The 11,763-nt window shown below is 46.4% G+C and carries 17 protein-coding genes; 16 read left to right on the top strand and 1 reads right to left on the bottom strand.

The features are described 5' to 3' along the window. Nucleotides 1-166 precede the first annotated feature (166 nt). Entirely contained in the window at nucleotides 167-526 is a 360-nt protein-coding gene (locus HW447_RS17395; protein WP_036626676.1) for a helix-turn-helix transcriptional regulator, read from the bottom strand. 153 nt (nucleotides 527-679) lie between these two features. Here HW447_RS17395 and HW447_RS17400 point away from each other — a divergent pair, with 153 nt between their 5' ends. The 16 genes from HW447_RS17400 (at nucleotide 680) to HW447_RS17470 (ending at nucleotide 11,669) form a co-directional block, all read left to right on the top strand. Continuing rightward, nucleotides 680-868, top strand: coding sequence for a helix-turn-helix domain-containing protein (locus HW447_RS17400; protein ID WP_120393687.1), 189 nt, complete (start codon nucleotides 680-682; stop codon nucleotides 866-868). Continuing rightward, nucleotides 861-1,553 carry a response regulator transcription factor gene (locus HW447_RS17405; RefSeq protein ID WP_176256293.1) on the top strand — a complete coding sequence of 231 codons (693 nt, stop codon included), beginning with the start codon at nucleotides 861-863 and terminating at the stop codon, nucleotides 1,551-1,553. The genes HW447_RS17400 and HW447_RS17405 overlap by 8 nt, the downstream gene beginning before the upstream one ends. A 5-nt stretch (nucleotides 1,554-1,558) precedes the next feature. Next, nucleotides 1,559-2,476, top strand: a complete 918-nt coding sequence (locus tag HW447_RS17410; protein ID WP_176256294.1) for a sensor histidine kinase — start codon at nucleotides 1,559-1,561, stop codon at nucleotides 2,474-2,476. A gap of 135 nt (nucleotides 2,477-2,611) precedes the next feature. Beyond that, nucleotides 2,612-3,538: an ABC transporter ATP-binding protein gene (locus HW447_RS17415; RefSeq protein WP_176256295.1), complete on the top strand. Its 927-nt coding sequence runs from the start codon at nucleotides 2,612-2,614 to the stop codon at nucleotides 3,536-3,538. Next, entirely contained in the window at nucleotides 3,531-4,316 is a 786-nt protein-coding gene (locus HW447_RS17420) for an ABC transporter permease (RefSeq protein WP_006874368.1), read from the top strand. The genes HW447_RS17415 and HW447_RS17420 overlap by 8 nt, the downstream gene beginning before the upstream one ends. Before the next feature lie 2 nt (nucleotides 4,317-4,318). Continuing rightward, complete coding sequence (locus tag HW447_RS17425; RefSeq protein ID WP_176256296.1) at nucleotides 4,319-5,098, top strand: ABC transporter permease; 780 nt, start codon at nucleotides 4,319-4,321, stop codon at nucleotides 5,096-5,098. Between the two features lie 7 nt (nucleotides 5,099-5,105). Next, complete coding sequence (locus HW447_RS17430) at nucleotides 5,106-5,567, top strand: hypothetical protein (protein WP_176256297.1); 462 nt, start codon at nucleotides 5,106-5,108, stop codon at nucleotides 5,565-5,567. Nucleotides 5,568-6,020: 453 nt separating this feature from the next. Continuing rightward, complete coding sequence (locus HW447_RS17435) at nucleotides 6,021-6,431, top strand: RNA polymerase sigma factor (RefSeq protein WP_176256298.1); 411 nt, start codon at nucleotides 6,021-6,023, stop codon at nucleotides 6,429-6,431. A gap of 344 nt (nucleotides 6,432-6,775) precedes the next feature. Beyond that, the gene (locus HW447_RS18070) at nucleotides 6,776-7,084 is read left to right on the top strand and encodes a recombinase family protein (protein WP_243176339.1); all 309 of its coding nucleotides are present in this window, start codon (nucleotides 6,776-6,778) and stop codon (nucleotides 7,082-7,084) included. A 25-nt stretch (nucleotides 7,085-7,109) separates the two neighbouring features. Continuing rightward, a complete protein-coding gene (locus HW447_RS18075; RefSeq protein ID WP_243132022.1) occupies nucleotides 7,110-7,310 on the top strand; it encodes a hypothetical protein in 201 nt (66 codons plus the stop codon). A 123-nt stretch (nucleotides 7,311-7,433) separates the two neighbouring features. Further along, a complete protein-coding gene (locus HW447_RS17445) occupies nucleotides 7,434-7,700 on the top strand; it encodes a DUF6870 family protein (protein WP_176256299.1) in 267 nt (88 codons plus the stop codon). Between the two features lie 116 nt (nucleotides 7,701-7,816). Continuing rightward, nucleotides 7,817-9,496, top strand: a complete 1,680-nt coding sequence (locus tag HW447_RS17450) for a recombinase family protein (protein ID WP_176256300.1) — start codon at nucleotides 7,817-7,819, stop codon at nucleotides 9,494-9,496. 133 nt (nucleotides 9,497-9,629) lie between these two features. Continuing rightward, nucleotides 9,630-10,223, top strand: coding sequence for a hypothetical protein (locus HW447_RS17455; RefSeq protein ID WP_176256301.1), 594 nt, complete (start codon nucleotides 9,630-9,632; stop codon nucleotides 10,221-10,223). Further along, entirely contained in the window at nucleotides 10,207-10,494 is a 288-nt protein-coding gene (locus HW447_RS17460; RefSeq protein WP_176256302.1) for a phosphoenolpyruvate carboxykinase, read from the top strand. Before HW447_RS17455 ends, HW447_RS17460 begins: the two co-directional genes overlap by 17 nt. A 94-nt stretch (nucleotides 10,495-10,588) precedes the next feature. Beyond that, complete coding sequence (locus tag HW447_RS17465) at nucleotides 10,589-10,930, top strand: hypothetical protein (protein WP_176256303.1); 342 nt, start codon at nucleotides 10,589-10,591, stop codon at nucleotides 10,928-10,930. Between the two features lie 4 nt (nucleotides 10,931-10,934). Beyond that, nucleotides 10,935-11,669, top strand: a complete 735-nt coding sequence (locus HW447_RS17470) for a cyclic nucleotide-binding domain-containing protein (protein WP_176256304.1) — start codon at nucleotides 10,935-10,937, stop codon at nucleotides 11,667-11,669. Nucleotides 11,670-11,763: the final 94 nt, after the last annotated feature.

Here is an 11,763-nt window from a genome sequence, read left to right on the forward strand (position 1 = left end):
CGCCGGGACTTTGGGACAATTTGTCCCGAAGTTCAGCGGGTTTGGGGAGCTCCCCAACAAGCATTTTTGCGGGCCTGCGGCCAGCAAAAATTTCGGAGTGTGGCCACACCCGAATTGCTTGCCATTTCGTGCGCTTCCGCTACATGGCGCAAAAAAACAGAGGCCCTTATTCTGGAACCTCCGTTTCTCTGGCTTTCTTAATGCCCTCGGCTGTGGCTTCTATCACAACAAGCTCTTTTTCATTCATGGAGTTTAGAAGCACATCAATGTGCTTTCTGCAAGAGCTTGACCTTGCCCCTCCGTCCGCATGAATAAACTGGTCAACTGAGACATCAAACATGGTAATGAGTTTAACAAAAAGGTCGAAGCTGGGATATTGCCCTTTGTTCTCAATATTCATAATGGTACGGGAGTCACGGTCTACTAATTCCGCAACATAGGCTTGTGTCCAGCCCTTTTCTTCTCTGGCTCTTTTGAGAGCCGCCCCGAGGCCGTGAAAGTCAAACCTTCTTTCATCTTGGTTCATTCTCATATCACCCTATATCATTCTACATTTCGTGTTAGATTATGAGAATGTAATAAAATTTTACATTAAGTAGTATTTTATTTCGCATCCGTGTAGGCTCTAACTTGTATTATTCGAGGTAGAGAACTATAATATATCCTGTGGAGGTGCGAAATGGACTATATGACATTGAAAGAGGCCGCCGAAAAGTGGGGCGTGACACCTCGTAGGGTAAATTATTATTGCGCTGGAGGGCGTATCCCCGGCGCTGTAAAAATGGCTGGTGTTTGGCTGATCCCTAAAACTGCGGAGAAGCCGATTGATGGGCGGACAAGACAAGGGAAGGAGTTGCGCCATGAATAAAATTTTGATTATAGATGATGACAGAGAACGGTGTGCTTTGATTAAACGCAGCGTACAATCGGAACATATTGAAGCTGATTTTTGTAATACCGGAAAAGAGGGCTTGCAGAAATTAAAAGAGCAGGAGTATCAGCTTGTGGTGCTGGATGTGATGATGCCCGGTATGGATGGCTTTGAAACGCTGGAAGAAATCCGCAAAGAGAACAGCCTGCCGATTTTGATGTTTACATCCAAAAATGACAGCATTTCTAAAGTGCGGGGCTTACGGGCCGGGGCGGACGATTATCTGACAAAACCGTTTGATATGGACGAACTGATTGCCCGTATTGCGTCCCTCATTCGCCGCTACACCCGCTTTAATCATCAAGCCGGAGCTGTGCAAAAACTGGATTTTGATGGATTGCAAATTGACCTTGAAAATCGTTCTGTTACGACGGAAAATGGCACTTTTGAACTTCCACCAAAGGAATTTGATCTGCTCCTGTACTGTGCAAAGCATCAAGGAAAAATTTTGACAAAACAGCAGATTTATGAGGAAGTTTGGGGCGAAGAATATTTCTATGATGACAGTAACATTATGGCGATTATCAGCCGGCTTCGTAAAAAATTAGAAGTCAATCCTTCAAGCCCAAAGTATATCCAAACGGTCAAAGGGATTGGCTACCGCTTTAACAAGGAGGTGTAGCCAGTATGGAAATCATCGTTTTCTTGTCCATTGTGATTGCTGTTGTGGCTGTGCTGACTTCCATCATTCTCATTCGGCGCGTAAAAAAGCAAATCGCAGAAATGACCGATTCACTGGTTGATGTGAAAAACGGAAATGGCAACCGGCGTATTTTGTCTGCAACAAATGAACTGACAGCGCCTCTTGCCTATGAAATCAATGAGATCGTTGTGTCCTATGAAAGCAGACTTTCGATTGTACGGCAGACAGAAGAAACCAACCGCCAGCTTATGACGAGCCTTTCCCATGATGTTCGGACGCCCCTTACAACTCTGATTGGGTATCTTGACGCCGCACATAAAGGACTGGTCACAGGAAAAGACCGGGATGATTATATTGAAACCGCCCGCCGGAAAGCCCATGATTTGAAAGAGTATATTGATGTGCTCTTTGACTGGTTCAAGTTAAATTCCGACGAGTTTGCTTTGGAGATCCAGAGCATTGAGGCCGCAGAACTGACAAGAAATATTCTGATCGACTGGATACCGATTTTTGAGGATAAACAGGTTGATTATGACATTGATATTCCGGAACAGCCTGTCCGGGTAAGATTGGATATGGACAGCTATATGAGGATCATCAATAACCTTATTCAAAATGTAATCGCTCATAGCCATGCGGACAAAATTAAAATTTCTCTATCGAAGAAGGAAAACAGCATGGAGCTGCTGCTGGCGGATAATGGAGTGGGAATTGAGAAGGAAGATTTGAAACACATATTTGAACGGCTTTATAAGTGTGATAAAGGACGCTCTGAAAAAGGCAGCGGACTTGGTCTTTCTATTGTCCATCAGCTTGTAGAAAAGATGGGTGGAAGCATAACAGTTGAAAGTTTTCCGGGAAAGGGAACTGAATTTATGTTGCGTTTTCCTTTGGAGATTTAAGCGGGTTCCCGTCCTTACGGCGGGAACTCTTGTTATTTTAGCCGAATTTCAAATTGCAAGGTTAATGCAAGGTTGCGGCAAGGTTAATGCAAGGTTGGCGTGATAGAATACCTTACAGAACAGGAGGTTTTGAATATGGATACAAATTACATCATTGAAACAAAAAATCTGACGAAGCAATACGGCTCACAAAAGAGTGTGGCTGACTTAAATATCCATGTGAAGCGTGGGAGAATTTATGGTCTGCTAGGCAGAAATGGAGCCGGAAAAACCACGACCATGAAAATGTTGTTGGGCTTAACGAAGCCGACTTCCGGGGAGGTCAAAATCTGGGGAAATCCCTTGCAGGGGAATGAAAAGAAATTGTTGCCCCGTATTGGCAGTCTGATTGAGTCCCCCGGCTTTTATCCAAATCTGACCGGCACAGAGAACCTGCGTATCTTTGCTACCCTGCGGGGCGTACCAAACAATCATGCTATCAAAGATGCTCTGGATCTGGTAGGACTGCCTTACAAAGATAAAAAGCTCTTTTCACAGTATTCTCTTGGTATGAAGCAGCGGCTTGCCATCGCCCTTGCTGTTATGCACGATCCGGAACTTTTGATTTTGGATGAGCCGATCAACGGTCTCGATCCCATCGGTATTGCAGAAGTACGATCCTTTATTCGGGAGCTTTGCGACGCAAGAGGAAAAACCATTTTGATTTCCAGTCACATTCTTTCGGAGATTTCCTTGCTGGCTGACGATATTGGAATTATCGACCACGGCGCATTGCTGGAAGAAGAAAGCCTTGCTGAGCTGGAGCAAAAAAGCAGTAAGCATATCCGGTTTACGCTCTCTGATACTGCACAGGCGGCAAGAATTTTGGAACGCAATTTCCATGAAAACCATTTTTCCATACAGGACGACCACAATCTGCGCCTGCACAACCTTGATCTGCCTGTGGGGAAAATTGTAACTGCCTTTGTAGAAAACGGATTGGAGGTCTCGGAGGCGCATACTTGTGAAGAAAGTCTTGAAGATTACTTCAAGCGTGTGACAGGGGGCGAAGGAATTGCTTAAACTAATCAAATGCGAATTTTTGAAATTGAAACGGAAGAAATTTATTCCGCTGATTATTCTGGCTGCTTTCCTGTTTCCAATCCCGCTGACTTATCTGATGACAACGCCCTCTATGATGGAGCGATATACGGATCAGGCAGATGCTTTCGACGGACTTTTTAATATGGTGTTGGGATATGGTATCCAGTTTTTACTGCCCTGCATTATCGGTGTGATTGCCGCTATCCTGTTTTTTATGGAACGCGACAATGACACATTCAAAAATCTGCGTACAATTCCCGTAACCAGCACGCAAATGGTGCTTGCAAAAATTATTGTCCTGTTTCTCTTTGGAATTGTTTTTTGTGTGGCTTCTACCATTGCAACAATTCTTTGCGGATTTGGAACATTAGAAGTTTATGGAATAGGCTATAAATTGTTTTTAGCGGTTGAAACAGGAATTTTCATTACGGCAGGAACACTCCCGTTGATTGTCCTTGTTGTCTTTTTTAGTAAGACCTATGTTTTTTCCATTTTACTGTGTGTCTTTTACAGTGTTCTGAACATGAGTGCTACGGCATTGTTTGACACACTTCCTAAAACCATGTTATGGCTTCTGCCCACGCCACTGACTACATTTTGGAGTGCAGGAGATATGGCGGCTCATGGAATAAAAATGGACTTGGAGCAAATGACAGGGCTAATTCCTTCAACATTTCAAGTTGTATTCATTCTTGGGATCATGGCATTAGTTTCGTTCTTACTGATTGACAGATTATATAAGCAGAGGGGGGAATAAACATGGTTCGCATTGTAAAAACAGAATTTTATAAATTGAAAAGGTATCATATCCTTTGGGCGGGCGTTGCGCTCATGCTCCTATCCGTCCTGCTGACCTTGTTTACCTCTATGGCGAATGATGGTTCCGTTTGGGATTTCGCCTATCTTACAGAACAGGTCATCAAAAACAATATGTCCATGATTTTTCCGATGTGTATCAGCCTAATTGCTGGATATATGATTTCTCGTGAGCAGACGGATGACACATTGAAAAATATTCTGACTGTGCCGATCTCTTTTAAGAAACTGCTGACCGGAAAATTGATTGTGTGCGGCGTATTGTCTATTATTTTCGGGCTGATATGCAGTCTGTTTACAATCATAGCAGAAATGATTGTGGGATTTCCCGGCTTTGAGATCTCCTTAGCGCTAAAAGCAGTCTTGCAGATTACCACGGTTAATTTCTTTTTATATCTTGCGGTTCTGCCGATTATCGCTCTTACTTGTCGGAGGGCAGGCAGCTTTTTAGTCGGTGTAATCATTGCTTTTGTCTATGGATATGGAGGGATGTTTGCCGCAGGAAATATGACATTAGCAAACCTTTATCCGATTACCGCAAGTCTCGGAATGGTAGGTTACCGCAGCTATGATACCGCAGTCAACTGGAATATCGGAACCTGTTCTTGCAGTCTTGTGCTTGCTGTCGTTATTTCTGCCATCTTGATTTTGTGCATGAAAGAGCGAGAAGCAACCCAAACAAAGAAAAAGGCCAAAAAGGTAGCACCAAAGAAAGGCTGGTGATGATTTTATGAAGAAAATAGTTTTAGCATTGGCATTTGTCCTTTTGGGAAGTTTTATGATTTCTGGCTGTTCAAAAGATGAAATTCTCGATCATTATAATAATATCGTTCAGTCAGCTGGAGCCATAGAGCTTACAGGAAAGTTATCTTTGGAAGGAACAAAAGAAAAAGGGATCGATAATTATACGGGAACTTATACGGCTGATTATGAGAATTTTTCAGATACAGAGTATTTGTTCGGAGGAACTTCCATAAAGAGAGAAGCCGGTAAGGAGCTGTCTATTGACTGCACTTTGGAGGTTACGGAAGGTACTGCAAAAGTATTTTGGATTTCTGGATCTGATGAAGCAGTCACTTTGATTGAAGCAACCGGAACTTATAGTGACACAATTACACTTCCTGATGGTGGAAATTATATCGGCATTGAGTGTGAGGACTTTACTGGAAACATTGAATTGAATATTGAATAACATTCTGCCGGACGACGGCAAAAGAAAAAAAGCCGTCGTACAGCAGACATATTTCCACGCGCCTATGGAGCGGCGGTTTTGAGAAAATCAGAGCCGCCGTTTCTTTTCGTCTGTCCTAAACCAACGACGACCTAACACCGTGTAAATCCACGGCGGCATATAGGAGGATTGCCGCTGTGTCTATTTTTGCCTTTTTTCACAATACCCATGATCTGCATCAGCTAAAAAAAGCATAGCTCCTCCACCGGGACATTCTGGTTATGGATGTGAAATTAGACATTATATAAACGAATATATAATTTCATGCGTCTGTGCGGCTTTGTGCCGCCCAGGCGCTTTTTTGTACTTCGAGACAAATTGTCCCGAGGTGCAGGGCGGCTCCCCGGGGTGTCGCTCCCCGCCAAGCCCCGTTTCGGTCACTCATCCACCCAACACCGAAACGGAGGTTTATTTATGACTACAATCAATCTGAAGGATTTTTATTATTGGTACACACAGGATCAGTTTATCGAGGTTTCTGACGAGGTAGCCGAAGTGTTTGTGTCCGATGCCCGGCACGAAATGGCCTACCAGCGGCGGCTCTCCCGGCATAAGGCACAGTATTCTCTGGACTGCGATGACGGGATCGAATATTCCGCCTGCCTGCATGAGCCAACGCCCCAGGAGCTACTGGAGCGTATGGAGCTATTCATCCGTCTGTGGAACGCACTCAACTCTTTGCCGGAGATCCAGGGCCGCAGGATTGATGCCCACATCATTCTTGGAAAGAGCATCACGGAAATTGCCGAGGCCGAGGGCGTACATGAGGAGTCTGTCCGCCAGTCGATCAAGCGTGGCCTTGAGCGCATGAAAAAAACTTTTTGATTTTTTCATTTTCCCCACTTGGAAATGGTGAAAAAATGTCTCGGTTTATGAAAGGAGATATTCTTCTTTCCGCAGATAAACAGCGGCGGCCCCGGGCATAGTCCGGGGAGCCGGGCGGCGGGTGCGCTGTGACTTTTTCTTTGGAAGAACGAGCGAACAACACCAACGCCGCAACTGGGCCGGGCCACCCCACGGCCACGATCCGGCATAGGACAGGCTGGCCGCCTGTCCCTCCGGGCCGCCCTCTTATCTGCGAGGGAACGCCGCTCTGAGTATGGTTGTCTTTGGACAGGGCAAGAAAATGGGAGCGGCGTTCCTTAAATTTCAAGCAGGAGGCAGACGATATGAAAGCGGTGCTATATTGCCGAGTAGATGGCCCTCAAACTTCTTTTGCCCTTGATGCAATTAAGGGACAACAGCTATATCTCATGGACTATGCGAAGAAAAACAACATAGAAATCGCAGGGATATATTTGGATGTGGGGTATCATGGCCGGACAATGGATCGTCCTGGCTTGCAATCTGTGATCCAGACTTTGAAAGAGGGCAACGCCGATGTGATTTTGGTTGCAAATTATAACCGCTTATATCGAGGGCGTTTCCCAAAGGAATTGCAGGAGCTCCCGGTTGTTTCATTGAAGGAGCAAAATTGAAAAAGAGAACGAGGAGGAAAAGAGCATGACATTTGATCCTGCGCTGTCCGCTATGATGGCCGAGCCTTGGAGCAACAACGCCTGCCGGGGATATGTGATCTATGCGATGGAGAACTGTGGATTTTCTCACGAGGACATCCGGCGGGTTGTTGGTGAGCTTCATTATGTATTTGATTTCAAAACGCTGGAAGAAGCCCAGCACCATTATGAAACCGGCTCCTATTAACTTTGAGACAAAGTGTCCCAAGGTGGAGTGAGGCAAGAGGGCAGCATCGTTTAGGTGCTGCCCTCTTGCGTTTCCCCACGATATGCGGGAGGCGTATCCTATTTTTGATAAGGAGGTTTTACCGTGAGATTAACGGCAAAGGAACTGAAACGAATGAAAAGCGTTGACATCGGCGCAGTGGCTCCCGAGTCCCTGCCGGATGTGAGCGGTATGGCCTTTGACACCTCTCTCCCCCGGGAGGAGCGGATCGCCCTGTTTTTACAGGCGGTAGAAAATCCATACTGCTTTTGCATCGGCGGGATCGGTGTAAAAATTGAATTTGCGGAAAGCGGGCCGTCCTTGCAGGACACGCTGACGGACTTCCTGCTCCGGCAAAAAAGCGGGCTGTAACTTCGGTTATGGCCCGTTTCTACTTCGAGACAAAGTGTCCCGAGGCGGAGGCATCCTTGTTGTCCCGCCCGGCCAGAGGTATAATATAGATGTAATGTGATAGGGAAGGAGGAACAATGGCACGAACAAAAAACAGAGGATTGCAACAGAGTTTCTCTCCCTCTTATACCGTCCGCCGCTGGCGGCTGGGCAAATATATCCGGCTTTCCAAGGAGGATTTGAAAAAGGGAAAGGACGACAGCAACAGCGTCATCAACCAGCGTGATCTGCTCAATGACTTTTACCAGAAGCATATTGGAGAATTTGAAAGTGTTTCCGAATATGTAGACGATGGACACACGGGAACAGACGCCAACCGGGAGAATTTCCAGCGGCTCCTTTCCGATGTAATGAGCGGGAAAATAAACTGCGTGGTAGTAAAAGACCTGTCCCGTTTTGCCCGGAATTACAGCGATGCGGGAAGTCTGATTGATAACCTGTTTGTTCAGATGGGCGTTCGCTTCATCAGTCTTGCTGAAAATGTGGACAGCTATCTCAACCCGGACAGCGTTTCCAGTATTATCGTCCCGATTACAAATGTGATGAACGATCAATACTGCTACCAGACCTCAAAGAAAATCCGCCAGGTATTTGATTACAAGCGGCGCAACGGTCAGTACATCGGCGCATTTGCTCCTTATGGATATGTGAAGCACCCAAAGGACAAGCACCAGTTGATCATCGATCCCGATGCCGCTGAAATCGTCAAACTCGTTTTCTCTTTGTTCCTAAAAGGGACATCGAAACGGGCCATCGCTTTGTATCTGAATGAACACGGCGTACCCAGCCCCTCAGCTTATAAACTGCAAAAGGGCATACCCGTTTCAACAAGAGGATATGACGATCCTATGTGGAGAGCCCGCATGATCCACTCCATTCTTACGAACCCCACCTATACCGGGGATTTGGCACAGGGCCGCAGTCGGGTAAAAAGCTATAAAGTACACGAGGTTGAAAGCGTTCCCCGTGAAGAATGGGTGGAAGTAGCCGGTGCGCATGAGGCAATCATTGATTATGAAACCTTTGATAAGGTACAGGCCCTTTTACAGCGGGATACCCGTACTTCTCCAAAAGGCCGGGAAGTCCACCTGTTCAGCGGTTTTCTGAAATGTGCTGACTGCGGGCGGGCAATTACCCGGAGCGTAGGCAACAACAATAATGTGTACTATGCTTGCTCCACCTACAAGAACCGCTCCCGGACAGCCTGCACAATGCACTCAATCAAGCATAATCGTCTGGAGGCCGCTGTCCTCTTTGCGGTACAACAGCAAGTCCATCTGGCTGTTTCATACTCAGAAATGATTGCCCGCATTAACACCGCCCCGGTCAAAAAGAGCCAGTCCATCCGTTTGGAAGAACTGATTGCTGCGAAGGAGCGGGAACTGGCAAAAATCAGCCGCTACAAGCAATCCCTTTATCAAGACTGGAAAGACGGGGAAATTACCCAGCAGGACTACCGGGATATGAAAGCCGATTATGAACGACAGACCATCGCTCTTACGGATGTGCTGGCCCGGCTGAACGCTGAACGGGCGGAATTGGCAAACGGTGTAAAGAGTGAGCATCCCGCATTGGTGGCCTTTACAAAACATCAAAATATCGACCAGCTTTCCCGGGAACTTCTCGTTGAGCTGATCGACCATATCAAGGTTTATGAGAATGGAAACATTAGTGTGAGATTTAAGTTTGCGGATGAATTTAGACGCATAGCAGAATACATTGAAATCAACACCACAAAACCCGCAGTAGCGGGCTAACCCCCGCTACATACCCCTTTGACAGTGTGTTTTCCTAATAGGAGCTAATCATAAGCCAATAGATCCCGCCACAATTCCTCTTGAAAACGGGAGTGATGGACTGCCATGGAACAATCCGGAAAGGCAGTAGCTTATGGACTTTATGGGAAGATTTGTGGGTGGTCTGCGTATTGATATAGATTCTCACCAGATGGAACTGACTGTACAGTGTGATCGGGACGATATCGGCCCGGAGTGGGATGATCTGAGAAAACATGAGAAGCTGGTCTTTACTGTAAAGCCATGGAAAAAGAAACGCAGCTTGGATGCAAATGCTTATTACTGGCAGATGGTGACAAAACTGGCGGACAAGCTCAACATTTCCAAGCCACACTTACACAATATTCTTTTGAGGCGGTATGGTCGTCGAGAGATTATGGACGGTCAAATGATATTTTTAGTTCTTCCAGATAATGACGAAGGAACCAGAAAAGCGGATGAATCCGAAACCTACCATATCTGTCCTACATCAGAAGTCAAGGTAGGGAAGGACGGGAAACTGTACCGTACCTATGTAATGCTGCGTGGATCAAGTACCTATGATACCGCAGAAATGTCTGCGTTGATTGATGGGCTGGTGTCAGAATGTAAGGAACAAGGAATTGAAACAATCCCGCCTCAAGAACTGGAGCGGATGATGGAAATGTACGAGAAGAATTGGAGAAAACGCCATGAAAAAACTGCATAGCGTGCTCACAGATGATCTGCACCACTGTATCATTACAGGAGATTGCAATGTTGCCATCCATCATGTATTTAACGGGCCGAACCGGTCCCTGTCAGAGAAATATGGCTTTCTGGTGCCGCTGCGCCCAGACTGGCACAATATGGCCTCTTACAGTGTACATATGGATCAGGTACTTGATGAAAGTTTGAAACGTAAGGCTCAAAAGTATTATGAGGAGCATTATGGAAGCCGGGAAGATTTCCGGCGGGAATTTGGAAAGAGTTACCTCTGATGGCGGGATAATATGTCACGATATTAAATGCCATCTGGTTATAAATGTCCTAAGACCGGCATGGCTGACCGTCTGCCGGTCGGGAAGGAGGTACATGGGAAAATCACAGAGAGAAAAAGGAAAGCGCGGAGAGCGGGAACTGGCCGGGATCCTGCGGGAATACGGTTATGACTGCCGCAGGGGCCAGCAGTACTGCGGGTCTGCCGGTGATGCGGATGTGATAGGCCTCCCGGGGATCCATATAGAGTGCAAGCGGGTAGAGAAACTGAATCTTCTGGATGCCGTATTGCAGGCAGTAAGGGACGCCGCTAAAGGACTTCTTCCCGCGGTATTCCATCGGAAAGACCGGTGCGAATGGCTGGTGACGATGCGTCTTGTAGACTGGATCCGGATATACAGGGAGTGGGAAGCAGGCAGGGAGATGGACAGTAGGTGAAAACATGAATTACATAGCCATGATCAATTCTTTCTGGGATTCGGCCACGACAAATCCGTTGTCTACAGGGCAGGTGTCGTTATACTTTGCGTTATTGCATGTATGCAACAGAAGCAACTGGACAGAGTGGTTTCAAGCGCCGAATCAAGTGCTGTCAGTACTGACGGGAATGAGCAGGTCAGGAATACTGAAAGCGAGAAATGAATTAAAACAAAGAGGGCTGATTGATTTCCGGGAAAGGGGAACCAAAACGACTGTGTACTGCATCACTATAGCAAATAGTAAGCAAGTTGGTACGCAAGATGGTGTGCAAAACAGTAATCAAAACAGTATGCAAGATGGTGTGCAAAATAGTAGCACATTATATAAACATAAACAAAAACAAAACAATAAGAAAGATACTAACGTATCAAAAGAACCCACCGATCCGTCAAAGGTGAAACATAAGCGCGGTGAATACGGTCATGTCCTGTTGACGGACCAGGAGCTTGAAAAACTGACCGGCGAGTACGGAACTTCCCTGACCACGGATGCTGTCCGGTACCTGGACGAGTATGTGGAAATGAAGGGGTACAAGCACAAGAGCAGTTACCTGGCTATCAGGAAGTGGGTCATTGACGCCGCAAAACGGGAGAGGAGGGAAAAAGGTGGATGCTTTGGAGAAGATGATAAGCCGGATAAGAGCAGAGCGGCAGGAAACTATCTTGAAGATGCCGGGGAAGATTTCACAGGGTTCTGAATGCCCTGAATGTCATGGGACCGGCTGGGTGTACTGGCGCGATGCGGAAGGCATAGAGTATGGGCGTCGGTGTGAGTGCGGTCTGGTAGAACGC

It is taken from the genome of Enterocloster alcoholdehydrogenati, from assembly GCF_013282095.1.
GTDB lineage: Bacteria > Bacillota > Clostridia > Lachnospirales > Lachnospiraceae > Enterocloster > Enterocloster alcoholdehydrogenati.